The sequence below is a fragment of the Goodfellowiella coeruleoviolacea genome, from assembly GCF_024171785.1.
In the GTDB taxonomy this organism is placed as follows: Bacteria; Actinomycetota; Actinomycetes; order Mycobacteriales; family Pseudonocardiaceae; genus Goodfellowiella; species Goodfellowiella coeruleoviolacea.
Genome location: NZ_JAMTCK010000002.1, coordinates 12913 through 38224, shown reverse-complemented (window position 1 = coordinate 38224; position 25312 = coordinate 12913). Strand labels below are relative to the sequence as shown.

The following is a 25312-nucleotide window of genomic DNA, read 5'->3' as shown; positions in this document are numbered from 1 at the left end:
ACCAGCGAGGTGAGGGAGACATCTGATGGCTGTCCACTGGTTGGAGGTTCCGGTCACGCCGCCGAGTGCGGGGCGCGCCTCCACGGCGATCAAGTACGACGTGGGCAACGCGGTGGTGGTGCACGGGGACAACAGGGCGTACGTGGGACTCGCGGACCGGCGCGCCGTCCGGCGGCTGCTCGCCCGGCCCGACGTGCGGAAGTTGTCCGATGTGGACCTGGCGACGGTTCAGCCCGTGCCCGGACTTCCGGTGAGCTGGTCGGACCTCGCCGCACAGGTGCCGGGCCTGGGCCGGCCGCACGCGCGTTTCCGGGTGCTCGGGCTCGGCGACGCGATCGCGGTGCTCACCCGGCGCGCCCGGATTCCGGAGTGCGGGGCGTGTGCCCGGCGACGCAAAGCGCTGAACCGGATCACGGTCTGGGGCTGGTGGCGGCGCCGGCCCACGCAGGTTCAGCCAAGTGGTTCCTGAGGTTGCGGGTGCTGGGGCGCGGTGGGCAGTGGCCAGGGCTTGGCGTCGTCGAGCAGACCGAGCAGACCGGACACCAGTCGCATCTGGTCGATGCCCCGGATGTCCGCGTCGGCCAGCCGGGGCGAGCAGACCAGGACGGCCACGGCCTGGGCCCGGGACAGTGCCACGTTGAGCCGGTTGCGGGACAGCAGGAAGTCCAGACCGCGGGGCAGGTCCGCGGTTGCCGACGAGGTCATCGTGGCCACCACCACCGGGGCTTCCTGCCCCTGGAACCGGTCCACCGTGCCCACCCGCACGTCGGGGAAGCCGGCCTTGGCCAGCTCCCGGGCCACCACCCGCACCTGCAGGTTGTACGGGGCGACCACGAGGACGTCCGCCTCGGTCAGGGCGCGCCGGTCGGTGCCGTCGGTCCACTCGCGACCGATCAGCGAGCGCGCGATCGCCACCACGGCCGCCGCCTCCTCCACCGAGGACGTGGTGTTGTGGTGGTGGTCGACCTCGCTGACGTAGAGCCCGGCCGGCAGCCCGGCCACCCCGCGCCGGGCCGCACTGGCGTGGGCGTGCAGCAGTCCCGCGTAGGACAGCCGGGAGATCGGCGCGCACACCTCGGGGTGCATGCGCCGGGACCGGTCCAGGAAGTAGCCGAGGTGCGGCGGGATCACCTCGGCCTCGCCGAGCAGGTGGCCCAGGGCGGAGGCGTCCGCCCCGGCCGGGTGGGTGCCCTGCACCACCTGCGGCAGCTGTTGGGGGTCGCCGAGCAGCACCAGGTTGCGGGCGCAGGTGGCCACGGCGAGCGCGTCGGCCAGGGCGAACTGGCCGGCCTCGTCGATGACCAGCACGTCCACGGGGTTGGCGCGCAGCGCGGCGTTGGCGAAGGTCCACGCGGTTCCACCGACCACGTGGCCGAGTTCGTGCTCGGCGCGCCACCGGGCCAGGGCCGGGTTGTCCCTGGGCTGCTCCCACCCGCGGTCCGGTTCCGGCCGGCCCTTGGGGCGTTTCGCGCAGGGCAGGCTCATCCCCTGCTGCCTGGCCGCGGCCAGGGCCGCGGTCAGCACGTTCTCCACGGCCTTGTGGCTGGTGGAGGTCACGCCGACGGTCCTGCCGCTGGCGACCAGGTGCGTGATCAGCCTGGCGGCCAGGTAGGTCTTGCCCGCTCCGGGCGGTCCCTGCACGGCCAGGGTGGACCCGTCCAGCGCGTCCACCGCGCTGATCACCGTGGCCACCAGGTCCTCGCCGTCGGCGGCCGGCCGGGGCAGGGGCCGCTGGTGCCGCAGCCGGGGTGGCAGCCGGCGCAGCAGGTCGACGCCGGGGTGGGCGGGCAGGTCGGGCAGTGCCTCGACCACGGTGCGCGCCAGCTCGGCCACGGCCTCGTCCTTGGGGGCGGGCCGGACCGGACCGCCGGGCAGCACGGCCACGGGCAGCCCGCCCGCGGCAGCGGCGTCGACGTCGCCGGCGGGCGCGCTCTCCTCCAGGACGAGTTCCGCGCCGGTCTCGGCGCGCACCCGGGCATCACGGGTCCACCGTGGACTTCCGGGGTAGAGCAGCCGGACCTGGTCGCCGGTGGTGAACGGGTGCGGGCGGTCCGGGTCGCAGACCACGGTGACCTCGCGCTTGGCCGTGCGGACCCGGCCGACGGGCGGTGTCCACTCCCCCACCCGCACCGCCAGCGGGACAACGCAGTTGCTGTCATCCTCCACATCGGACAGTGGGGCGGCGACGCGGCGGAAGAACTCCCACCACGCCGGGTTGGTCTCCCTGCGGTGGTAGCCCACGGCGGCGGCCAGCAGCGCCCTGGCCCGCTCGTCGTCGCTCGCCTCGGCCGGGTCCTCGGGCAGCCCGGCCAGCAGCGGCTCGACCAGGGCCGCCACCCGGGCGGCGCGTTCGGCGCGCCGTTGCGCCTCCTGCTCGGCGGCGGCCTCCTCGATGAGAGCGTCCACATCGGACTTCTGCGGCGGCGGCAGCGGGGGGATGCCGGCCTCGTCCCTGATCTCGTGCAGGAACCCGACCAGCCGGTGCAGGGACAGGCAGTCGTCGCGGTTGTCGCGCTGGATGCCGGCCAGCACCGCGTCGGCGCGCGAGTCGTCCCCGGCGCGGCGGGCGGCGAGGTGTTCCTGGTACGCCTCGGGGCCGGGCGCCGGTCCACGCCGGAGTGCGGGCCGGTACAGCGGTTCGAGGTGGCGCAGCGAGTACGAGCGCTGCGAGATCCGCAGTGCCTTGCGCACCACCGAGGACAGGTCGACCAGCACGCCCGCGCGCAGCAGGTCGTCCACTGCCTCCTCCCGGGTGCCGTGCAGCGCGGCCAGGCGCTTGAGCGTGTTCACCGGGTGGGCGGTGTAGTGGTAGACGTGCGCGGCCGGATCGGCGGCCACGCCGGCCGTCAGCAGGTCCACGAACTCCTGGAACGCGGCCCGCTCCTGGCCCCGGCCGTGCGCCCACAGCGCGCTGGGTCGCTCGCCGGTGACGGCGCCGAACAGGTGCACCAGGCCGGCGCCGTCCAGCGCGTCCGGATCGTCCTCCAGCGCGATGAACACGTCCCCGGCGCTGGGCGCGGGCAGGCCGGCGAGCACGTCCGGGTCGATGATCTCGTAACTGACCTTGCCGGTGGGGTCCGCCTCGGTTCTGGTGCCGTCCTGGAGCACCTGGATGGCGGCCTGGTCGCGCAGGGCGGTGAAGGTCGTCGCGGACAGCGTGGCCGGGCGGTCCGCCGCGGTGGCACCGGCCAGCGCGTCAATCGTGCTCAGTCCGGCCGCCACCAGCTTGCGCCGCTGGTCGGCCCGGATGCCGGCGACCAGGGACAGGTCACGGGCCGCTTCCCGGCCGCTGGCGCAGTGCGCCGCGAACCGGCACGCGGCGCAGGCCGGGCGCTCCTCGCCCCAGGACGGCGTTGGCGGGGCGGTGGGGCGGGCGGCCAGCCGCTGGCGCAGCCGGGACCGCAGGTGCCGCACCAGGGGCAGGAAGTCGGCGGCCGGCAGGGAGTGCGGTGCGCTGCTGTTCTGCTGGCCGGCCGCCGCGTCGCCCACCAGCAGGTGCACGGCCGGACCGGCCCGGTGGCCGGACCGCAGCAGCGCGTCGGTGACCGCGGTGAGCCCGAGCACCTCGGCCGGCCGCACCCGGTGGACGGGGCTGACGGTGAGCGGCTCGTAGCCGACCGCGGTGTGCCCGGTGGACCGCCTGGGCCGGCCGGTGTGCGGATCGACCGAGGTGGACACCAGGAAGTCGGCGGTGGCGTGGAACTCGCCGTCGAAGAACACGGGCTGGCAGATCACCGCCGCACCGGCGGCGAGGGCGGCGCGGGTGTGCTCGGCGGCCACCCGCAACGCGGCCGGGTGCGCGCCGGGCCGGGCCACGGTCACCACGCCGGCACCGAACACCGCGCGCAGCTGATCCACAGTGGACGAGGTGGCGGCCGGCGCCGCGGCCTGCTCGGCGGGTTCTCCCCCGGGCACGCCCGGCACGCCGTGGGCGCTGGCGTGGTTGAGCAGCGCGCGGTGCTCGCACTCCACCAGGTCGACCAGATCAGCCGTCGAGCTGACCAGACCTTCGTCGGTAACGAACACACACCCTCCACGCCGGTGGACCGCCGGACACCGGGGCCATTGTGACAACCGGTGTGCGGTCCACCGACGCCGCGGGGGGCCGACGGGTCAGTGCGGCTGGACGTGCTCCAGCACCACGGCGGCGTCCTTGTCGCCGTCGCCCGCGTCCACCACGGCGCGGTACCGCTCCAGCACGCCGCGCAACACCGGGAACTCGTCCTGCCGCGCGCCGGCGGCGGCCAGGCCCAGCCCCAGGTCCTTCGCCATCAGGCCGGAGCGGAAGAACGCGGGTTCGTAGCGGTGCTGGCGCATCAACTCGGCGCGGAATCCCATGACCCGGGAGCTGAACCCGCTGTGCACGATGGCGGACAGCACCAGGTCGGGGTCGAGGCCGGCGGCGGCGCCCACCCCGACCGCCTCGGCCAGCGCCACCAGTTGGGCGCCCAGCACCAGGTTGAACACGAGCTTGAGGGTGGCGGCCCGACCGGGTGGTCCCAGGTACACCACGTCGGTGCCGAGCACCTCCAGGATCGGGCGCACCGCGACCACGTCGCGTTCGTCCCCGGCGGTGAACACCCGGAGTTCGCCCGCCCTGGCGTGCCTCGGGTTGCCCACCACACACGCCTCGACCCGGCGGGCGCCGGCCTGTTCCAGCCGGGTCGCGGCGGCCACCGCGTACTCGGGCGAGACCGTGGAGGTGTCCACGACCAGCGCGCCCGGCCGCAGATCCGCCAGCACCTGGTCGAACACCACCTGCTCCACCGCGGCCTCGTCGCTCAGGCTGACCAGCACCACCTCGGCGTCGCGCACCGCCTGCCGGGCGGAGTCGGCCGGCCGCGCGCCGGCCGCGACCACCGGCGCCGCCTTGGCCGCGGTGCGGTTGTGCACGGTGACGGGATAGCCCGTGGCCACCAGGCGGTGCGCCATGGCGCTGCCCATGTTGCCGAGCCCGATGAATGCCAGCCTCGTGGATTTCACGCCGCCACTGTTGACCGCGGTGCTCGACCCGGGCTCCAGCCGCGCTCGATCAGTCGGTCCACCCGGGGCGGCCAGGTGCCGCTGTTTCCCCGTTCGGCGGCGGAACTTTCCCATCGACGCCGGGAAACACGGGCGCTTTCCTGTTAAACTATTCGAGATTTCGTAACTCTCAACTGACGAAGTGTCCGCGGAGCATGCCGATGTCGAGTGACCAGGTGGACCGCAGCGACCTCGTCACCGCTCTGCAGCAGGCAGTGCGCGACAACGCGACCTGGGGCCTGCTGCTGCACCAGGAGATCGCCGCCCGGTTCGGCCTCAACCCCACCGACCTGAAGTGCCTGGAACTGGCGCGCCGGGAGCACGAGCTGACCGCGGGCCGGCTCGCCGGCCTCGTCGGGCTGAGCGCCTCGGCGGTGACGGCGGTGCTGGACCGGTTGGAGCGCGCGGGTTTCGTGCAGCGCAGGCGCGACCAGAACAACCGCCGACGGGTGTTCGTGCTCTCCACCGGCCGGCACGAGGCCAGTGTGCGGCACGCGTACGCACCACTGGCCGCGGCCCTGCGCGAGCACCTGGAGCGCTACGACGACCAGCAACTGGCGCTGCTCCTGGACTTCACCCGGCACCTGGGCGAGATCACCAGGGACACCGCCACCGACTACGCCGGCGCCGGCACACCTCTGTCCACTTCGGACTGACAGGTGGCCGGCGGCCAGCGGCGGACGCCTAGTCGCCGCCGGTGAGCACCAGCCTGATCCGCTGCCGCAGTTCGGCGATCTCGGGCACAGCCGCGTGCGGACCGGCCACCCGGCTCAGCTCCCGCAGATCGTCGGCGGAGCGCGCGGACCGCAACCGGCCGGCGCCGCGGACCGCCAGCATGCCGATCTCGGCCGCCTGGCGCGGGTCCTCCCGCATCAGCACGGTGGCCAGTTTGGTTCGGCAGCGCGCGGTGGACCTGGTCCGGCCGGCCGGCTGCCGGTCGATGGCCGCGGTCAGCCGGTCCACCGCCGGCGCGGTGGCGGTGAGACCGCGGATGGACAGGTCGGCCAGGGCCAGTGCGCTGTCGTCGGTGCGGGTGAGCCCCCGGTAGTACGCCAGCCAGGGCTCACCGTCGCTGGCCGGCGCGCCGTTGAAGGCCTCGTCGGATTCGGCGATGGCCCGCCTGGCCGGGTCCGCCCGCCGCAGGCCGGCCAGGGCACGCGCCCGGATCGAGGCCAGCTTGCCGAGTTCGATCGAGGTGAGCCGGTCGGCGCGGATCCCGGCCTGCTCCACGTGCGTCAGTGCGGTGTCCGGGTCACCGCACCACATCTCCTGGCGCGCCATGTCCGAGAGGATCTTCGCGCGCAGGTGCCAGTCAGCGGCCTCCTCGGCGCAGGACAGGGAGAACCGGAAGATGCGCCGCGCCCGGTCGTGCTGGTAGGCGTCAAAGGCCATGAAACCGGCGACGTTGCCGAAGTAGCCGACGGCCGCGAACAACGCCGGCCGCAGTCGGGCCGGGCACCGCGCGCTCAGCAGACTCGCGGACCAGCTCAGCTGGGCGCTCACCGCCTGCCAGACCAGTCCCCCGCCGTGCGCGTGGTCCCAGGCGGCGAACTGGCGCGCCAACGCGTTGACCTGGTCCACTTCCACGGCGCCGACGGTCACCGGCGGGGCGGGCGTGTCCGACGGCCCGAGCACGGTGCTGTGGAACCGGCCGGCGGCTGCTCCCGCGCCGGCTCCCAGCGCCAAGTACAAGAACTGCTTCCGGTCCACGTCATCCAGGGTAGCCGGGAGCCGTCGGGGTCGACGAAAGCCGAGTTCGGTATCGGTACGCACCCGCAACACAGCGCGGAACGCGGCGCGCCGGTCCGGGTCCTGCGGCCAGCGGATCCGGCCCTGTTCCAGCTTGCCGATGTAGTTCGCGTCCAGCTCGGAGACCCGGCCCTTGTTCTCCCACAACCAGGTGTTGACCAGGTCGGCCAGCTCCTGCCGGGACAGCGGCTGGCCCGTGGCGTAGGGGGATTCGGTCCGCTCCCGGGCTGACCGCAGCTGATGGTTGGCTTCCCATCCGCGCACTGTCGCCTCCTGCCTGGTGACTACCGAGGAGTCTGGCAGGCACTCGATCAACCCGAAACCGGGTAGGCATCCCCCGATCTGCCTAAAATCCTCCCCCTGACATCCCCGTTTCCACGCCACCCTCGGCGCCTTGATCGGGCAGAGTTCAGCAACGGCAGCAACGGCGGCAACGCGCCAGCCCCCACGATCCCATCCCCCGATGGACCGGCCGCGGCTGACTCCCCGACCAGTCGCGGCCGGTCCCCGGCGGGGCCAGGTGGATTCCCCGCACCTGGCCCCGCCGCTCACCCTCCGTCCCGCTGTCCAGTTCCGCTGTCCAGTTCCGCGGTCCAGCCTCCACTGTCCGATCCGGACAGTCCTGCTGGGACGGTCCGGTCAGCCGGCGCCGGCCGCGTGGGCGACGCGGATCTCGCCGGCCACCCTGACCGGGGGACGTTCCTCCCCGCCGGTGATCAGCCGGGCCGCACCGCGCACCGGCCGCAGCACCCGGTAGCGGAATCCGCCGGGGTCGCCGCTGTCGGCCGGGGCGTCCACCTCCACCAGGTGGCACTGCGCCAGGTCCTCCAGCAGCGACTCCGCGGCCAGCTCGTCAGTGCCCAGCGCGGTCGCGGCCAGCAGCGCCGACACCGGCCGGTCCAGCGCCGCGACCAGCCGGAAGGCCGCCTGCGCCGGTGCCGACAGCACCCGGTAGGAGCGCCACAGGCTGGCGCGCAGCTCCGGCGGCGGGTGCGCGCCCCGTCCGCGCATCCGGCCCACCTGGTGGCTGATCGGCCAGTGCGGCCGCAGTTCCAGTTCGCTGACCGCGGCGCGCAGGGCCAGCGGCAGCCCGTCGCACAGCTCGACCAGTTCGTCCGCGGCGTCCTGGTCCGCGCGGACCCGCGGCGCGCCGAGCACCTCGGTCAGCAACCGCGTCCCCTCGCCGCCGGAGAACGGCCGCAGCGCCACGGTGGCCGTGATCGTCGGGTGGGCCAGCCTGCGCCGGGCGGCCACCAGGGTGGCGCAGTCGGTTCCGGTCGGCAGCAGCGGGACGAGCTGGCTGGTGCTGACCGCGTCGTCCAGCACGACCAGCACCCGCCGGTCCGCGGTCCAGCTGCGGAACACCCGGGCGCGCTCGGCCACCGAGTCGGGCATGCGGGTGCCGGACACCCCGATGGCGCGCAGGAAACCGGCGAGCACCGCGCCGGGCTCGGCGGGTGTGCCGTCCGCCGCCACCAGTTCGGCGTAGAACTGCCCGTCGGGATAGCGGGACCGGACGCGGTGCGCCAGGTGCACGCAGAACGCGGACTTGCCCGAACCGGGCGCGCCCACCACCACGGCAACCGGTGGCACATCCCGGTTCCGCGGGCAGATCACGTCGTTGGCCGTCCGAAGCTGGTCACCACGTCCGACGAAGTGCGGCATGTCCGGCGGTAGCTGGCTGGGGCACACCGCCGGGCCGTTCGGCCGCGCCAGCCCCCCGCTGTCCGCCGGTGCGTCCAACGAGGTGTCCGCGGCGAGCAGCGCCTGGTGCAGCCGCTGGAGTTCTGGCGCGGGCTCCAGCCCCAGCTCGTCGGCGAGCACCCCCCTGGCCCGCTGGTAGGCCCGCAGCGCCTCGGAGCGGCGGCCGCACCGGTAGAGGGAGAGCATGAGCTTGCCCTGGAAACCCTCGTGCGTGGGGTGCTCGGCGACCACCCCGGCCAGCTCCCCGACGAGTTCGTGGTGCCGGCCGAGCCGGATGTCCACGTCGACGCGCTGCTCCAGCACGCTCTTGCGCAGCTCCTCGAACCACACCGCCGCGGTCTGCAACACCGGACCGACCCCGACGTCGGCGAACATCGCGCCGCGCCAGAGGTTCAGCGCGGACCGGAAGGTGGCGGCGGCCGAGGCCAGATCACCCAGGTCCAGTTCGGCGCGCCCGGCCTCGGCCAGCCTGGTGAACTCCGCGGTGTCCAACGCGTTGTCCGGCAGGCTCAGCAGGTACCCGTTGGCCGAGGTGCGCAGCGCGGGCGCCCGATCCGTGCCGGCCGCGGCCAGGTGGTGGAGTTTGCGCAGCTGGTAGACGTAGGTCTGCAGGGTGGTGTTCGCGCTGAGCGGGGGCCGGCCGTCCCACAGCTCCTCGACGAGCTGGTCGGTGCGCACCACCTTGTTCGCGTTGATGGCCAGCAGGGCCAGCACCCGGCGCAGTTTGGGCGCGGACGGCGTGACCAGCTGGCCGTTCCACAACACCTCGAACGAGCCGAGCAGATTGATCCGCATCACCACGGCCGCCCCGCACCCCGGCGGATTTCCAGCAGCCGCCCACCTGGTGAGTCGACCGCGGCAGAACAGCGGTCAACGCCATCGGATTTCACATTTACCCCCCATCGGCGTCATTCCACCGAAGCCAGTGCGGAACCGCGACAGCGAGCCGAAAGCCACCAAAACCCACTGCTGACAAGGCCGAACGCCCGCACACGGACGACCCCGGGCACACTCCTGGGCAGAAAGAACGACGCGGGATGACATTTCGATCGTCTGCATGTTTCGTGCGATCGAATTATCGGAAAACCGCTCCGACCTGTCAAGCAGTCGCCCGGAAAACGAATCGAGTCGAAACACGAACGGGACCGCCGCGATCGCCCCGCGCTGGTTCACCCGCCCGGGCGCGCGGTCCGGTGGCCGGAGCGGGCGGGACCTAACAATTCGCCCAGAGACGCCCGTCGGAAACTGCCCTAGGTTGAAAAACATGATCACACCGCGCCTGTCCCGCCGCCAGTTCCTGGGCGTCACCGCGTTCAGCGCCGCCGCTGCCGCCGGGCTCACCTCGGTCACCGCCCCCGGAGCCACCGCCGCGCCCTCGGCCGACCAGGCCGAGTTCGTCCCGGCGGTCGTGGTGGGCACCGGGTACGGCGCCGCCGTGGCCGCGCTGCGCCTGGCCGAGGCGGGCGTGCCCACCCTGATGCTGGAGATGGGCCAGCTGTGGAACCAGCCGGCCGAGGACGGCAACGTCTTCTGCACCATGCTCAACCCGGACCGGCGCTCCACCTGGTTCAAGACCCGCACCGAGGCGCCACTGGGCACGTTCCTGTGGCTGGACGTGATCAACCGGGACATCGAGTCCTACCCTGGCGTGCTGGACCGGGTGCACTTCGCCGAGATGTCGGTGTACGTGGGCCGCGGTGTTGGCGGTGGTTCACTGGTCAACGGCGGCATGGCGGTGACCCCGACGCGCTCCTACTTCGCCGAGGTCCTGCCGCAGGTGGACGCGGCCGAGATGTACCGGACGTACTTCCCGCTGGCCAACCGGATGCTCGGGGTCAACAGCATCGCGCCGGACTTCTTCGAGAGCACCGAGTACTACCAGTACGCGCGGGTCTCCCGGAAGGCCGCGGCGGCGGCCGGGTTCGGCACCGCCTCCGTGCCCAACGTCTACGACTTCGAGTACATGCGCGCCGAGGCGGCCGGGACGGCGCGCAAGTCCGCGCTGGGCGGTGAGGTCATCTACGGCAACAACGCGGGCAAGCGGAGCCTGGACAAGACCTACCTGGCCGCGGCGATCGGCACCGGCCGGGTGACCGTCCAGACGCTGCACCGGGTCGCCGCGATCAACCGCCAGTCCGACGGCACCTACCTGCTGTCGGTGCACCAGATCGACACCACGGGCGCGGTCGTCGCCCGCAAGCAGCTCTCCTGCCGGTACCTGTTCCTGGGGGCCGGCAGCCTCGGCTCGACGGAGCTGCTGCTGCGGGCCAGGGACACCGGCGCGCTGCCCGACCTCAGCGACTCGATCGGCACCGAGTGGGGGCCCAACGGCAACGTGATGACCGGCAGGGCCAACCACATCTGGGACCCCACCGGCGCCAACCAGTCCGCCATCCCCGCGCTGGCCATCGACAACTGGGCCGACCCCGACCACCCGGTGTTCGCCGAGATCGCCCCGGTTCCCGCCGGCATCGAGACCTGGGCGAGCCTGTACCTGGCGATCACCAGGAATCCGGAGCGCGGCACGTTCTACTACGACGCGGCCGGCGACCGGCTGGGACTGCGCTGGCGCAGGGACCAGAACACCCCGGCGGTGACCGCGACCAAGGCCCTGTTCGACCGGATCAACAAGGCCAACTCCACCATCTACCGGTACGACCTGTTCGGCAGCACCGCGGCCTTCGCCGACGACTTCTGCTACCACCCGCTCGGCGGCTGTCCGCTGGGCAGGCCCACGGACGGCTACGGTCGGGTCACCGGGTACCGCAACCTCTACGTCACCGACGGCGCGCTGATCCCCGGCTCGATCGGGGTGAACCCGTTCGTCACCATCACCGCGCTGGCCGAGCGCAACCTGGCGCGGATCGTCGCCGAGGACGTCCGCGCCTGAGCCGACGGCCGTCCACATCGGACAGGTCTACCGACTCACCCGGCCCCGCCCTGCCGGCGCCCCCGGGCCGGTCGGCCGGGCGGGGCGGCGGTGCTGGCGCGCTCGACCAGTGTGGGCCGGAGCAGGTGGTGCACCGGTGCGGTCCGCCCGTGGCGCACCCGCTGCAGCAGCGCCTCGGCGGCGAGCCGGCCCATGTCGTGGCGCGGCTGGTCGATCGTGGTGAGTCCGATGTGGGCGAGCGCGGACAGCGAGGTGTTGTCGTAGCCGATCACCGAGATGTCCCCGGGCACCCGCAGGCCCACCGCGTCGAGCGCGGAGATCGCCCCGATCGCGTTGACGTCGTTGGCGGCCACGATCGCGGTGGGCAGCGGGTCGAACCGCTCCAGCAGCCGCGCCACGGTGCGCGCCCCGGCGGTGTCGGTGTACTCGCTGTGCAGCACCACGGGCTCCAGCCCGTGGGCGCGCATCGCCGCCACGTAGCCGCGCCGCCGCTGGGCCGCCTGGGAGCCGCTGCCCCCGTCGAAGTGCACGATCCTGGAGTGTCCCAGTCGGACGAGGTGGTTGACGGCCAGCCCGGACCCGACCCGGCCGTCGTCGTTGATGCTGTCCACTGTGGACAATCGGCAGCTCCGCGCGACGAGCACGACCGGGGTGGAGCCGGCCGCGTCGGCGATCACCGATGCCGCGACCACCGGGCCGAGCAGCGCCAGCCCGGCCGGCCGGAAGGACAGCAGGCTGGCCACGGCCCTGCGCTCCCGCGCGGCCCGGCGGCCGCCGGTGTTGATGATCAGCTCGAAACCCCGGTCGCTGGCCACCTCCTCCAGGCCGTCGACGACCTCGGCGAAGAACGCGTTGTGCAGGTCGGAGACCATCACCCCGAGCAGGGTCGAGGTGCGCGAGGCCAGTGACCGCGCCATGGCGTGCGGCGAGTAGCCCAGTTCCTCCGCCGCGCGCAGCACCGCCTGCCTGCGCTGCGCACTGACCTTGGGCGAGCCGCGCATGACCAGCGACACCAGCGCGCGCGACACACCGGCACGGGCCGCGACGTCGGCCATGGTCGGCCGCGTCATGTTCACCTCCGTGTTACCGGGGTTGACAGCAGCGTGACCGAGGTTACAGCATTGGAGCGCTCTAATTTGTTGGAGCGCTCTAACCCGGTCCTGCCTGCCAAGACGGAACGGAGCCGCAACGATGGACGTAGCAGTAGCCGGGGTTGGCCGCATCGGTTCCATGCACGCGGCCAACCTCGCGTCCCTGCCCGAGATCGACCAGGTCCTGCTGCACGACGCGGTTCCCGGCCGGGCGGCGGCGGCCGCCGCGTCCCTGGGCGGCCGGGCGCGGGCCGTGGACACCGTGGACGAGCTGCTCGGCGCGGCCGGGCTGGTGGTGGCCACCCCCACCGACACGCACCCGGACCTGGTCCGCCGGGCCATCGCCGCCGGCACGCCGGTGCTCTGCGAGAAGCCGCTCGCGCCCGACCTGGCCGCGATGACCGCGCTGGTCGCCGAGATCGAGGCCAGCGGGGTCCCGGTGCTGGTCGGCTTCCAGCGCCGGTTCGACCCGCCCACCGTCGAACTGCACCGGCGGCTGCGCTCCGGCGAGGCCGGCTCGGTCTACCTGGTGCGCGCGGTGTGCAACGACCACCTGCCGCCGCCCCGCGAGTTCGTGGCCACCTCGGGCGGGTTGTTCCGGGACTGCCTGATCCACGACCTGGACGCGGTGCCCTGGCTGGTCAACGAGCCGGTGACCGAGGTGTACGCGGCCGGCTCGGTGCTGGTGGACGCCGCGTTCGCCGCGATGTCCGATGTGGACAACGCCGTGGTGACGCTGCGCTTCGCCGGCGGGGCGCACGCGCTGCTGTCCGCCGGCCGGCACGACCCGGTCGGCTACGACTGCCGGCTGGAGGTGTTCACCAGCGCCGACACCCTGGCGGTCGGCGTGGACGAGCACACCCCGCTGGTCTCCCTGGACGCGGGCGGGCGCGGCCCCACCCGGCCGTGGCGCTCGTTCACCGAGCGCTACCACGCCGCCTACGTCAACGAGGTGCGGGTGTTCCTCGACGTCGTGGCCGGCCGCGCGGCCAACCCGTCCCCGCCCGGGGAGAGCCTGGTCAGCCTGCGGCTGGCCGAGGCGTGCGAGGAGTCGGTGCGCACCGGCCGGCCGGTGCGGGTGGACGGACCGGTGGGAGCGACGGCATGACCGCGGGGCTGCGGCTGGCCGGGGCGCCGATCTCCTGGGGCGTCAGCGAGGTGCCCGGCTGGGGCCGGGTGCTCGACGCCGACCTGGTACTCGGCCAGATGGCCGAACTCGGCCTGGCCGCCACCGAACTCGGCCCGCCAGGCTACCTGCCTGCCGACCCCGTGCCACTGCTGGCCAGGCACGGCCTCGGCCTGGTCGGCGGCTTCCTCGCGGTGCCACTGCACGATCCGGCGACCGAGCGCTCCACTGTGGACACCGCGGCCGAGACCGCGGCGCTGATCGCGCGCTGTGGCGGTGAGGTGCTGGTGCTGGCCGCCGCCACCGGCCTGGCCGGCTACGACGAACGCCCGGCGCTGGACGACCGGCGGTGGCGGACCCTGGTGGCCACGGCCGCGCGGGTGGCGGAGGTGGTGGCCGGGCACGGCGTGCGCACCGTGCTGCACCCCCACGTCGGCACCCACGTGGAGACCGAGGCCGAGGTGGAGCGGTTCCTCGCGGACTCGTCCCTGCCGCTGTGCCTGGACACCGGGCACCTGCTGGTCGGCGGCACCGACCCGGTGGCCCTGGCGCGGCGGCACGCCGACCGGATCGGCCACGTCCACCTCAAGGACGTCCGCGCCGAGCTGGCGGCTCAGGTCCGCGCCAACACCGTGCCGTTCGCCGCGGCGGTGGCGCGCGGTCTGTTCGTCCCGCTCGGCGACGGCGACGTGGACACCGGGTCGGTCATCCGCTCGGTGCACGCGGCCGGCTACCGCGGCTGGTACGTGCTCGAACAGGACACCGCGTTGACCGATCAGCCCGGCGCGGCCGACGCCCCCCGCCGCGACACCGCACGCAGCCTGGCCCACCTGGCCCGGCTCGCCCCGACACTCTCGACACCACGGGTAGGACGATGAGAACCCCGCGCGATCCCCGACGACGTGGCGCGCTGCTGGCCCTCCTGACCGGTGTGCTCGCCCTCGCCGCCTGCACCGGCCCCAAGGCCGAGGCGCCCGCACCGGCCGGCACCGCCGGTCAGCAGTCCACTCGCACCGGTCCACTGCGGATCGTCGTGGTCAGCCACGGCACCCCGGGCGACGCGTTCTGGAACGTGGTCAAGAACGGCGCTGAGCAGGCCGGCGCCGACCTCGACGTCGACGTCTCCTACCAGGCCGACCCCGACCCGGGCAACCAGGCCAAGCTGGTCGACAACGCCGTGGCCCAGGGCGCCGACGGCGTGGTGGTCTCGCTGGGCAGCCCGGACGCGCTGCGCGCCTCGGTGGCGGGCGCGGTGGGCGCCGGCATCCCGGTCATCACCATCAACTCCGGCGCGGAGCACAGCACCGAGTTCGGCGCCATCGCCCACGTCGGGCAGACCGAGACCGTCGCCGGTCAGGCGGCGGGCCAGCGGCTGGCCCAGGCCGGCAGGCACCGGCTGCTGTGCGTGATCCACCAGGCCGGGGTGGCGACGCTGAACCAGCGCTGCGACGGCGCGCGGCAGGGCTTCGCCGGCGGGCAGGTGACCAACCTCCAGGTCGACATCAACAACCCCACCGACTCGCAGTCCCGGATCAGGGGTGCGCTGCAGTCCGACCCCGGCATCGACGCGGTGCTCACGCTCAACCCGCAGACCGCGGCGAACGCGGTGAACGCGGTGCGCGAGTCCGGGTCGGGCGCGGCCGTGGCCACCTTCGACCTCAACGCGGACGTGGTCGGCGCGATCAAGGCGGGCGAACTGCTGTTCGCCGTGGACCAGCAGCAGTACGAACAGGGCTACCTGCCGGTCGTGTACCTGAAGCTGTACCTGGAGAACGCCAACACGGTGGGCGGCGGCCAGCCCGTGCTCACCGGTCCCGGTTTCGTGGACAGCTCCAATGTGGACACCGTCGGCGAGTACGCCCGACGCGGCACCCGGTAGGAGGAACCATGGCTGACCCCACGGCGGTGCGCGCGGCACGTGGCCCCACACCCGGCGCGCCCGACGAGCGCGTGCGCGGGCAGGGGCTGCTCGGTCGGCTGGTGGCCCGCCCGGAACTCGGCGCGCTGCTGGGCGCGGTCGGGGTGTTCGTGTTCTTCTCGGCCATCACCGACCAGTTCCTGTCCCCGCTGGGCGTGGCGACCTGGCTGGACGACTCGGCGACGCTGGGCATCATGGCGGTCGCCGTGGCCCTGCTGATGATCGGCGGCGAGTTCGACCTGTCCGCCGGCGTGATGACCGCGTCCACCGCGCTGGTCACCGCGATGCTGGCCACCCGGCTGGGCTGGAACGTGTGGCTGGCGCTGCTGCTGTCCCTGGCGTTCGCGCTGGCCGTGGGCGCGTTCAACGGTTTCCTGGTGATGCGCACCGGACTGCCCAGCTTCATCGTCACCCTGGGCACGTTCTTCGCGTTGCAGGGCCTCAACCTCGGGGTGACCCGGCTGGTCACCGGCACGGTCCAGGTGTCGGGCATCCGCTCGGCACCCGGCTACGAGTCAGCGGGCTTCGTGTTCGCCTCCACAGTGGACCTGGGCGGGCACGCGTTCCAGATCTCCATCGCCTGGTGGGTCGGGGCCGCGGTGATCGCCTCGCTGGTGCTGCTGCGCTCCCGGCTGGGCAACTGGATCTTCGCGGTGGGCGGCGCGGCCGGCAGCGCCCGCGCCGTGGGCGTTCCGGTGACGCGCACCAAGATCCTGCTGTTCATGACCACCGCGCTGGCCGGCTGGCTGGTCGGCACCATCAACATCCTGCGCTTCGCCAGCGTCCAGGCCAACCAGGGGGTCGGTCTGGAGTTCCAGTTCATCATCGCCGCGGTGATCGGCGGCTGCCTGCTCACCGGCGGGTTCGGCTCGGCGGTCGGCGCGGCGATCGGCGCGCTGATCTTCGGCATGGTGCGCCAGGGCATCGTGTTCGCCCGCTGGGACAACGACTGGTTCTTCCTGTTCCTCGGCGTGCTGCTGCTCGGCGCCGTGCTGGTCAACAACACCTTCCGCCGCCGCGCGGAACGGGCCAGGAGGTGAACGGCGTGGCCGAGCCACTGCTGGAGGCCCGCGGCCTCGGCAAGAACTACGGCAGCGTGGTCGCGCTGCGCGACGTGTCCACCGTGGTCAATCCGGGACAGGTGACCTGCGTGCTCGGTGACAACGGCGCCGGCAAGTCCACGCTGATCAAGGTGCTCGCCGGGGCGCACCAGCACGACGCGGGCGAGCTGCTGTTCCAGGGCAGCCCGGTGCGGTTCGCCTCGCCGCGCGAGGCACTGGAGCACGGCATCGCCACGGTGTACCAGGACCTGGCCGTGGTGCCGCTGATGAGCGTGTGGCGCAACTTCTTCCTCGGCGCGGAACCGCTCCGCCGGATCGGCCCGCTGCGGATCATCGACCGCGGGCTGGCCATCGACACCACCCGGCGCGCGCTGGCGGACATGGGCATCCACCTGCGCGACGTCGAGCAGCCGGTGGGCACCCTGTCCGGTGGCGAACGGCAGTGCCTGGCCATCGCGCGTGCCGTGCACTTCGGCGCGAAGGTGCTGATCCTGGACGAGCCCACGGCCGCGCTGGGCGTCAAGCAGGCGGGTGTGGTGCTCAGGTACGTGGCCCAGGCCCGCGACCGCGGCCTCGGGGTCGTGCTGATCAGTCACAACCCGCACCACGCCCACCTGGTGGGCGACCGGTTCCTGGTGCTCAAGCGGGGCCGCAGCCTCGGCTGCCACGAGAAGGACGAGATCACGCTGGCGGAGCTGACCCGGCAGATGGCCGGCGGTGCCGAGTTGGACGAACTCGCGCACGAGTTGCGCGGCAGGGGAATCGGGTAGGCACCGCGGCTGGGCCGGCCGCCCCTGGCCGGGCACGTCCGGACAGGCCGTCCGGTGCGCCGACGGGACTTCAGCCGCTGGGTGCCTGGCGTTGGGCCGGTCGTCACCGCCGCGCCAGACCCGGACAGCAGGATGATCACGTCCCGCCGCTTTCCGATCCCAGCCAGGAGACAACCGCATGGACGAGCGTCCTCGGTCCCGTGACGTGGCCCGCCGCACCCTGTTGCAGGCGGCGCTGGGCGCGCCGGTCGCCGCCGCGGCCGCCCCGGCCGTGCTGGGCACGCCCAGCGCACAGGCGACGGAGGCGACCGCCCCGGGCGGGGGACCGGTCGACGCGCACAGCCCCCGGTTCACCCTCGCGGTGTTCCCGGACACCCAGTACCTGCTGGACGAGGGCGGTTCCGACCCGGAGCCGGTGCGGGAAACCCTGCGCCACCTCATCCGGCGGCGCCAGCAGGACAACATCGTGTTCCTGGCGCACCTCGGCGACGTCACCGAACACGGCACCGAGCGGGAGATGCGGCTGGCCGACCAGGTGTTCGCCACGCTGCGGGGGAAGCTCCCGCACAGCGTGCTCGCCGGCAACCACGACGTGCCCTCCGGCGGGGACGACCAGCGCGGTGACACGCCGTACCTGCGCACCTTCGGGCCCCGCCGGTTCGCCGGGATGTCCACCTACCGAGGGTCCTCGCCCGACGGCTACCACAGCCACCACGTGCTGGACGCGGGCGGCCGGCAGTGGTTGCTGCTCGCCCTGGACTGGCGCGTGTCCGACCAGGGAATCGCCTGGGCGCAACAGGTTCTCGACCGCAACCCGCGCCTGCCCACCATCCTCACCACCCACGACCTGGTCGCGCCCGACGACGCCGGCCACGCCGCGCTCTCCGACCACGGCCAGCGGCTGTGGGACCGGCTGATCCGGCGCAACGACCAGATCTTCCTCACCCTCAACGGCCACTACTGGCCGGCGGGCCGCACCACCCTGGTCAACGACCACGGCAACCCGGTGCACCTGCACATCACCAACTACCAGGACCGCTACTACGGCGGTGCCGGCATGGTGCGGTACTACCGGTTCGACCTGGCGCGCAACACCATCGACGTGTCCACGTTCTCGCCCTGGCTGCTCGCCGGTGACCCGGCGCGACGGTCCACTCTGGAGGCCGAGACCGTGGAGCTGAGCGGGGAGGCCGACCGGTTCACCGTCGAACTCGACTTCGCCGAGCGCTTCGCCGGTTTCGCCCCGCCCAGCCCGCCGCCGGCCCGGCCCGCCCGGTCCGTGCTGGTCCGAGGCACCGTGGCCTACTGGCGCTTCGACCGCGACGGCCTGGCCGGCGCGGGAACCGACGGTGCGGCCGTGGCTGCCGGCACCGTCGCCCGTGACCTGTCCGGCAACGGCAACGACCTGACCGTCACACACCTGCACGCCAGCCCACCGGACGTGCTCACCTGGTCGGCCGACCACCACCAGGCCCAGCCAGCGCACGCCAGCCTGCGCTTCGGCGGCGGCAGGAACCCCGACCGCGGCGCGGTGCTGCGGACCTCGGCCACCGCCCCGCTCACCCGCGCGCGGTTCGAGTCCGGCTACACCATCGAGACGTTCATCAAGCTGCCCGATCCCTTCGAGGGCGATCACGCGTTCATGGGCATCCTCAGCTGGGAGGGCCGCAGCGGCGACGCGGGCAAGACCAGTGGCTGGTCACCGGACGAGCCCACGTGCAGCCTCAACCTGTCCGGTGAGCGCTTCCTCCAGTTCGTCGTCTACCCGGTGGACCGGGACGCCGATCCCACGTCGTGGAGCCACGCCCTGCCGGTGGGACGGTGGACGCACGTGGCCGTGGTCAACGACGGCCGGCGCACGGTGACCTATGTGGACGGATCACGCATCGCCCGCAACGCCGACGAGGACTCCAGGGGCATCACCACGCTGGGCAAGCCGTTCGCCATCGGCGGCACCCAGTTCGCGGCGGAGTACGGCCAGGGCTACTACGGCTGGATCGGCGACACCCGCATCGTGGCCGCCGCGCTGCGCCCCGACCAGTTCCTCACCGCCGTGCGCTAGGCGCCTGCCCCGGTTCCGGGCGGTAGGGTGGGCGGGTGACACCGGCAGCTCTCAAGGCGTTCTGCCTGACCTTTCCCGGGGCCGGCGAGGAGTTCCCCTTCGGCGAGGACAGCAGCGTGTTCAAGGTCGCGGGGAAGATGTTCGCGCTCAGCCGGCTGACGTCCGCGCCACTGCGGGTGAGCCTCAAGTGCGATCCGGACCTGGCCGTGCAGCTGCGCACGCGCTACCCCGCGATCACCGCCGGCTACCACCTGAACAAGCGGCACTGGAACACGGTTGTGCTGGACGGGTCAGTGCCCGACCAGCTCGTCCGCGAGATGATCGAGGACTCCTACGACCTGGTGGTGGCCGGGCTGTCCCGGCGGCAGCAGGAGAAGCTCAGGTGGGTGGGGCTCAGCGCTGGTGCCGCTGAGTGATCCCCGGGGGCCGCGTCCCCGCCGCGGCGGGCGGGGACGCGAGGTCGATCCCGCCGTGGTCGGTCAGGAGGCGGCGGTCCGCAGCGCCCAGAAGTTCGCGCGGTACTGGTCGTGGATCGCGTTCGACTGGATCCGCACCAGCGCCTCGTCATTCTCCCGCAGCGCGGCGTTGGTGTAGTTGTGGCTGCCGGTGAACACCCACTTGCTGTCCTTGACCCCCGCGTAGGTGCCCTCGACCAGCAGGTACTTGGAGTGCACGATGTGGGTGCCGTCGTCGATCCGGTAGAGCACGATCCGGTCGTGACCGCTCAGGTAGCTCCGGCTGCCGTCGTCCATCGTGGTGTAGACGACCTCGATCCAGCACTTCCGGTCGGCCAGCTCGCGCAGTTTCCTGGCGATGTTGTCACGGCTGAAGTACCACATGCCGATCCTGATGATGGTGCGCCCGGTCTGGGTGCCGACACTGGTGTTGCCCTCGCAGGTCACGTTCTCGTTGAGCATGTTGTAGACGGTGTCGGTGTCCGCCGTCGTGCCGGCCCGGGGGAAGAAGTACGCCTTGACGTTGCCGGCGCTCACGGTCCGGTAGTAGTCGCTGTTCTTGCGCTTGGCCGCCAGATCCTTGAAGTAGCTCAGGTATCCGTTGTACAGGTCGGTGTTGCCCACCACGGTGACCGCGTTGTTCCAGTAGTTCTCGGCGTTGGCCTTGGTCAGGTTCGCCGAGGACTGCACCACCACGTTGGTCGAGCCGGAGGTGCTGGAGAACAGGAAGAACTTGTTGTGCATGATCGGCGTTCCGGTGCTGCCGATGCACGCGGCGTCCTTGGTGCACAGCGTGACCCAGGACGACTTGGCCTGGTCGGTGCCCAGCGCGTTGACCAGGCTCACCACCGGCGCGGACGACGCGGACGAGTAGTCGGCGACCAGGCGGACGTTGACCCCCCGGTCCCGCGCGGCCAGCAGGTCGGTGGACACCGTGGTGTCGGTGAAGTGGTAGATCGCGATGCTGATCGTCGAGCCGGCCGGCGCGCCCTGGATGAGCGAGCGCAGGTGGTCGCGGATCGCGTACTGCTTGGCCGGGTCGGTGGGGTCGTTGAACACGGCGCCGGACCCGACCGCGGCGGAGGCCGGCGGGCTGGCGATGCTGGGCACCAGCACGGCGGCCGCCGCCGCCAGGGCCACCAGCATGGCGCGTAACGGTCTCATCATGTTCCTCCCCGTTGAAACCAGAGCCGCCCGGGTGCGCGGTGATCGGCCCCGGTGCGGGAGGTACAGGTGTAGACACAACCCCACAAAAAGACAAGCAGTTCGTAAATAATTAACCTCACTGCGTCGTGACAGCGTCCACCTGGCGGTGTCCAGCCGTGGCATCCGGGGCACCCGCTACGCCTGCCCGGCGTGCCCGCCCAGGGCCGTGCCGGGCAGATGTGGGCGGCCGCGCTCTACTGGTGCGCGGTGAACTGGGCGAGCACGTCCTGCAGGGCGGTGTCGCCGAACATCGTCGCCAGGCTGGCGGCGGACTCCTCGGCGGCGGCCGCGCCGCGCGGGAAGAGCGCGTGTTCGTAGGCGGCCAGCGCGGCCTCGGTGTCGCCGGGGTGAGCGGCGATCGCCTGGCCGAGTTCGGCGCCGTCGAGCATGGCCAGGTTGGCGCCTTCCCCGGCGAACGGCGACATCAGGTGCGCGGCATCGCCCAGCAGCGTCACCCCGGGGACGCGGTCCCAGCGGTGGCCGACGGGCAGGGCGTGGATGTGCCGCGGCACCACGGGACCGTCGGCGTCGGCGACCAGCGCGCGCAGTGCTTCGGCCCAGCCGTCGAACTGGGCGAGCACGGCCTTCTTGGCCACCTCGGGCTCGGTGAAGTCGATGCTGTCGAGCCAGTCCGCGCCAACCCTGAGCGCGGTGTAGACGTGCAGACCGCCGTCGGCCTCGCGGTGGGCGAGAAAGCCCTTGTGGTCACCGAGGCAGAGGAAGAACCCGCCGCCGACCAGGGCGGCGCTGACCGGGTGGCGGACGTCGGCCTCGCGCAGATCGGTCTCCACGAAGGAGATCCCGGTGTAGGCGGGGACCGCCGAGGAGACCAGGGGACGGATCCGCGACCAGGCGCCGTCCGCGCCGACCAGCAGATCCGTGGTGATCGTGCCGCCGTCGGCGAAGCTCACCTCGTGCCGGCCACCGCCCAGCGCGCGGGCACCGGTCGCCTTGTGTCCCCAGTGGACGGTGCCGGCGGGGAGCGAGTCCAGCAGCAGGTCCCGCAGCTGTCCCCGGTCCACCTCGGGGCGCTCACCGGTGCCGTCGTCCTCCTCGGCCAGCCGGAGCACACCGCGCGGGTCGACGATGCGCAGTGCCTGCCCACCCACGTGCACCAGGCGGCGGAACGCGTCGTGCAGGCCGGCGGCGCGCAGCGCGCGTTGGCCGGAATCCTCGTGGATGTCGAGCATGCCGCCCTGGGTGCGGGCGCTCGGCGATGCCTCCAGGTCGAAGACAGCGGCCCGGATGCCGTTCACGTGCAGCACCCTGGCCAGGGTGAGGCCGCTGAGGCCGGCACCGATGATCGCGATCGGGTGGTGGGACCGGGTCGCCGTGGTCGCGGTCGGGGTGGTCGCGGCCGGGGTCGGGGTCGTCATGGTCGTGTTCCTCCGTGTGGTGTGGCCGAGTGGTGGCTGGAGTGGTCGGGGTGGGGCGCCGGGGTGTGCACGATGCCGTTGAGCAGCACCTGGAAGCCCCAGGTCCGGCGCTGCCCGGGCGTGCCGGCCAGCAGGCTCGCCGCCAGTGCGCGCAGGTGGGGGTGGGTCCGCTCGTCGACCTCGTGCAGGGCGCGGGTCAGGTCGTCCCACTCCCTGTCGGCGTCGCCGGACTGGCCGCGGGTGGACTGCTCGGCCGCGGTGGCGGTGGCGACCTGGAGCAGCAGGTCCACGCCCCAGGCGGCCTGCACCGGCGGCACGCCGCCCTCGTCCAGCAGCGCCAGCAGCCGCTCCAGCAGCCGCAGGTAGTTCTCGCCGCTGGGCCACACGGTCAGCGCCGAGCGGGCCAGCGCCGGGTGGGCGAACAGCACGGTGATGTAGGAGCTGAGCACGCCGATCACGCGCTCGCGCCAGTCGCCCTGGCTGGCGGCCTGGTCCAGGTCCACCTCGCCCAGCAGCTCGTCCAGCACGGCCGCGTGCAGCTCGGCCGTGCTGGCCACGTACACGTACAGCGAGGCCGGACCGGTGTCCAGCTCCTGGGCCAGGCGCCGCATGGTCACCTTCTCCAGCCCCTCCGCACGCAGCACGGCGACCGCGGTCGCGACGATCCCCTCGCGGGTCAGGGCGGGTTTCGCCGGCCGCTCCCGCCTGCTGGCCTGGTTCTTCGGTCGTGGTGTCACCGACCCAACCTAACGAACGCGTTCGTTCCGAACAAGTTCGTGACGAACGTGTTCGTCCCGGCCGGCGGCGGGAAGTCCCGGGTGCCAGGATGGGTTCGTTGTCCGCAGTCAGCCCGAGGAGCCTCCTGTGACCAGCGCCGACCTACTCGCCGACGCCTTCGGCCGGATCCGCGAGACCGTGCACCACGCGGTCGCCGACCTCTCCCCCGACGAACTGGCCGCCCGCCTGGACAGCGAGGCGAACTCGATCGCCTGGCTGGTGTGGCACCTCAGCCGCGTCCAGGACGACCACGTCGCCGAGGTCGCCGGCACCGAGCAGGTGTGGCGGGCACAGGGCTGGGCCGACCGGTTCGGCCTGCCCTTTCCCGTCGGAGACATCGGCTACGGGCACAGCAGCGCGGAGGTGGCCGCCGTCCGGGTCGAGTCGGCCGCGCTGCTCACCGACTACCACGACGCCGTGCACGACCAGACCGTCCAGTTCGTCCGCACGATCCAGGACGCCGACCTGGGCCGCGTGGTGGACGAGGCGTGGGACCCGCCGGTGACCCTGGGGGTGCGACTGGTCAGCGTCATCTCGGACGACCTCCAGCACGCCGGCCAGGCCGCCTACCTCAGGGGCGTGCTGCTGCGCCGGCGCTGAGCGGGGAAACCAGCGGCCCCCTGCCGGCGCGGACGCGGGCAGGGGGCCGGGTGGGTGTGCTGCTCGGCCGGGCACCTCAGCCGGCGGCCGGGGCGTGGCGCTCGGTGGCGTCCTCCGGGACGGTGAGGTCGCGGTCCCTGGTCTCGGGCGCCAGCAGGGCGGCGACGAAGCTGATCGCCACCATGACCATCATGTACCCGGCCACCGGGATCCAGGAGCCGGCGAACGCGCCGAGCAGGGCCGCGCAGATCAGCGGAGCCACCCCGCCGCCGAGCACCGAGGAGAACTCCCGGCCCAGGGTGACCCCGGCGTAGCGGTAGCGGTTGCCGAACAGCTCCGGGAAGTAGCTCATCTGCACGCCCACCGACCCGTGGCAGGCCAGGATGAAGCCGATGACGATCGCCACCGTGATCGCGATCGGCGAGCCGGTGTTCAGCGCGATGAACGTGGGGCCGGGCAACAGCACCAGCGCGCCCATGATCACCGAGTACACCCGCTTGCGGCCCACCCGGTCGGACAGCGCGCCGAACCCGATCGCCGCGATGCCCCCGCAGATCGCGCCGACCAGCAGCACCTTGGGCACGAACGCGGGGTCGACGCCCACGGTGGACACCAGGTAGGAGGCCATGAACACCTGGTAGGTGTAGGACTGCGAACTGACGCCGACGTTCATCAGCAGCACCAGCAACATCGGCTTCCTGCCGCGCTGGAAGATCTCCCGGACCGGTGTGCGCGGCGCCGCGTGCTGCTCCTTGAGGTCCTCGAACACCGGGCTCTCGTTGAGCTTGCGCCGCATGACCAGCGCGGCGATGGTCACCAGCAGGCTGCTGCCGAACACCAGGCGCCAGCCCCAGCTCAGCAGCTGGTCGTCGGGCAGCAGCTGGGCCAGGATCCAGGCGACCGCGCCGAGCGCGGTGCCCAGTGCCGCACCGCTCATCACCAGTGACGAGAACCGGCCACGCCGTCCCCGCGCCGCCGTCTCGGTGAGCAGGGTCGCGCCGCCGGACTGCTCCGCTCCCGCGCCAAAGCCCTGGAAGAACCGGCAGACCACCAGCAGGACCGGAGCGAGCAGCCCCACCTGCTCGAACGTGGGCAGCAGGCCGATCGCCAGGGTGGCGCCACCCATCAGCAGCAGTGTGGCCACCAGCACCCACTTGCGGCCCAGCCGGTCGCCGAAGCGGGAGAAGAACAGCCCGCCCAGCGGCCGGGCGGCGAACCCCACCGCGTAGGTGCTGAAGCTGGCCAGCGTGCCGGCCACCGGCGACACGTTGGGGAAGAACAACTGGTTGAAGATCAGCGCCGACGCCGTGCCGTAGATGACGAAGTCGTACTGTTCGAGGGTTGTCCCGATCAGGCCGGCCCACGCCGCCCGGCGCACCGCCCTCGGGTCGGCCGGCGCGTCCTGGTTCGGACGCGCCGGTGCGGCGGAGTCCACTGTGGTCTGTGCTGGTTGGGCGGTGATATCCATGCGTCCTCGAATGGATCGGGCCCCGGGCGGGGCGGAA

At 72.8% G+C, this 25312-nt stretch carries 20 protein-coding genes; 11 read left to right on the top strand and 9 right to left on the bottom strand.

Features of this window, described 5'->3' with window-relative positions:
- Positions 1–25: 25 nt before the first annotated feature.
- A complete protein-coding gene (locus LX83_RS03840) occupies positions 26–469 on the top strand; it encodes a hypothetical protein (RefSeq protein WP_253767091.1) in 444 nt (147 codons plus the stop codon).
- Here LX83_RS03840 and LX83_RS03835 read toward each other — a convergent pair.
- Together LX83_RS03835 and LX83_RS03830 are read right to left on the bottom strand one after the other, a co-directional pair.
- A complete protein-coding gene (locus LX83_RS03835) occupies positions 451–4026 on the bottom strand; it encodes a TM0106 family RecB-like putative nuclease (protein WP_253767089.1) in 3576 nt (1191 codons plus the stop codon). The genes LX83_RS03840 and LX83_RS03835 overlap by 19 nt on opposite strands.
- Positions 4027–4113: 87 nt before the next feature.
- On the bottom strand, positions 4114–4983 hold the full coding sequence (locus LX83_RS03830) for an NAD(P)-dependent oxidoreductase (protein WP_253767087.1): 870 nt from the start codon (positions 4981–4983) through the stop codon (positions 4114–4116).
- A 200-nt stretch (positions 4984–5183) separates the two neighbouring features.
- Here LX83_RS03830 and LX83_RS03825 point away from each other — a divergent pair, with 200 nt between their 5' ends.
- Complete coding sequence (locus LX83_RS03825; RefSeq protein WP_253767085.1) at positions 5184–5678, top strand: MarR family winged helix-turn-helix transcriptional regulator; 495 nt, start codon at positions 5184–5186, stop codon at positions 5676–5678.
- 28 nt (positions 5679–5706) lie between these two features.
- Here the strand turns inward: LX83_RS03825 and LX83_RS03820 are convergent, their stop codons facing one another.
- Together LX83_RS03820 and LX83_RS03815 are read right to left on the bottom strand one after the other, a co-directional pair.
- Positions 5707–7035 (bottom strand): XRE family transcriptional regulator, encoded by a 1329-nt coding sequence (locus LX83_RS03820; protein ID WP_253767083.1) that lies wholly within the window; start codon positions 7033–7035, stop codon positions 5707–5709.
- A 375-nt stretch (positions 7036–7410) separates the two neighbouring features.
- On the bottom strand, positions 7411–9270 hold the full coding sequence (locus LX83_RS03815) for an AfsR/SARP family transcriptional regulator (protein ID WP_253767081.1): 1860 nt from the start codon (positions 9268–9270) through the stop codon (positions 7411–7413).
- A gap of 469 nt (positions 9271–9739) precedes the next feature.
- Here LX83_RS03815 and LX83_RS03810 point away from each other — a divergent pair, with 469 nt between their 5' ends.
- On the top strand, positions 9740–11365 hold the full coding sequence (locus LX83_RS03810; protein WP_253767079.1) for a GMC oxidoreductase: 1626 nt from the start codon (positions 9740–9742) through the stop codon (positions 11363–11365).
- Between the two features lie 35 nt (positions 11366–11400).
- Here the strand turns inward: LX83_RS03810 and LX83_RS03805 are convergent, their stop codons facing one another.
- Entirely contained in the window at positions 11401–12435 is a 1035-nt protein-coding gene (locus LX83_RS03805) for a LacI family DNA-binding transcriptional regulator (RefSeq protein WP_253767077.1), read from the bottom strand.
- A 121-nt stretch (positions 12436–12556) separates the two neighbouring features.
- Here LX83_RS03805 and LX83_RS03800 point away from each other — a divergent pair, with 121 nt between their 5' ends.
- The 7 genes from LX83_RS03800 to LX83_RS03770 all read left to right on the top strand — a co-directional run bounded on the left by LX83_RS03800 (position 12557) and on the right by LX83_RS03770 (position 19809).
- Entirely contained in the window at positions 12557–13564 is a 1008-nt protein-coding gene (locus tag LX83_RS03800; RefSeq protein ID WP_253767074.1) for a Gfo/Idh/MocA family protein, read from the top strand.
- Positions 13561–14460, top strand: a complete 900-nt coding sequence (locus tag LX83_RS03795; protein WP_253767072.1) for a TIM barrel protein — start codon at positions 13561–13563, stop codon at positions 14458–14460. The genes LX83_RS03800 and LX83_RS03795 overlap by 4 nt, the downstream gene beginning before the upstream one ends.
- On the top strand, positions 14457–15461 hold the full coding sequence (locus LX83_RS03790; RefSeq protein ID WP_253767070.1) for a sugar ABC transporter substrate-binding protein: 1005 nt from the start codon (positions 14457–14459) through the stop codon (positions 15459–15461). Before LX83_RS03795 ends, LX83_RS03790 begins: the two co-directional genes overlap by 4 nt.
- An 8-nt stretch (positions 15462–15469) precedes the next feature.
- Complete coding sequence (locus tag LX83_RS03785; RefSeq protein WP_253767068.1) at positions 15470–16540, top strand: ABC transporter permease; 1071 nt, start codon at positions 15470–15472, stop codon at positions 16538–16540.
- A 5-nt stretch (positions 16541–16545) separates the two neighbouring features.
- Complete coding sequence (locus LX83_RS03780) at positions 16546–17331, top strand: ATP-binding cassette domain-containing protein (RefSeq protein ID WP_253767066.1); 786 nt, start codon at positions 16546–16548, stop codon at positions 17329–17331.
- A 178-nt stretch (positions 17332–17509) separates the two neighbouring features.
- Positions 17510–19393, top strand: coding sequence for a LamG-like jellyroll fold domain-containing protein (locus LX83_RS03775; protein WP_253767064.1), 1884 nt, complete (start codon positions 17510–17512; stop codon positions 19391–19393).
- Between the two features lie 35 nt (positions 19394–19428).
- Positions 19429–19809, top strand: coding sequence for an MmcQ/YjbR family DNA-binding protein (locus LX83_RS03770; RefSeq protein ID WP_253767062.1), 381 nt, complete (start codon positions 19429–19431; stop codon positions 19807–19809).
- Positions 19810–19872: 63 nt separating this feature from the next.
- On the opposite strand, the gene LX83_RS03765 is transcribed toward LX83_RS03770, so the two are convergent.
- From LX83_RS03765 to LX83_RS03755, 3 genes are all read right to left on the bottom strand, one after another.
- Positions 19873–21012, bottom strand: coding sequence for a phospholipase D-like domain-containing protein (locus tag LX83_RS03765; protein WP_253767060.1), 1140 nt, complete (start codon positions 21010–21012; stop codon positions 19873–19875).
- A 236-nt stretch (positions 21013–21248) separates the two neighbouring features.
- Positions 21249–22430, bottom strand: a complete 1182-nt coding sequence (locus tag LX83_RS03760; RefSeq protein ID WP_253767058.1) for an FAD-dependent oxidoreductase — start codon at positions 22428–22430, stop codon at positions 21249–21251.
- Positions 22427–23167, bottom strand: a complete 741-nt coding sequence (locus LX83_RS03755; RefSeq protein ID WP_253767056.1) for a TetR/AcrR family transcriptional regulator — start codon at positions 23165–23167, stop codon at positions 22427–22429. The genes LX83_RS03760 and LX83_RS03755 overlap by 4 nt, the downstream gene beginning before the upstream one ends.
- A gap of 127 nt (positions 23168–23294) precedes the next feature.
- Here LX83_RS03755 and LX83_RS03750 point away from each other — a divergent pair, with 127 nt between their 5' ends.
- The gene (locus LX83_RS03750; RefSeq protein ID WP_253767054.1) at positions 23295–23807 is read left to right on the top strand and encodes a mycothiol transferase; all 513 of its coding nucleotides are present in this window, start codon (positions 23295–23297) and stop codon (positions 23805–23807) included.
- Between the two features lie 76 nt (positions 23808–23883).
- Here LX83_RS03750 and LX83_RS03745 read toward each other — a convergent pair whose 3' ends face one another.
- The gene (locus tag LX83_RS03745) at positions 23884–25275 is read right to left on the bottom strand and encodes an MFS transporter (RefSeq protein ID WP_253767052.1); all 1392 of its coding nucleotides are present in this window, start codon (positions 25273–25275) and stop codon (positions 23884–23886) included.
- Positions 25276–25312 lie beyond the last annotated feature (37 nt).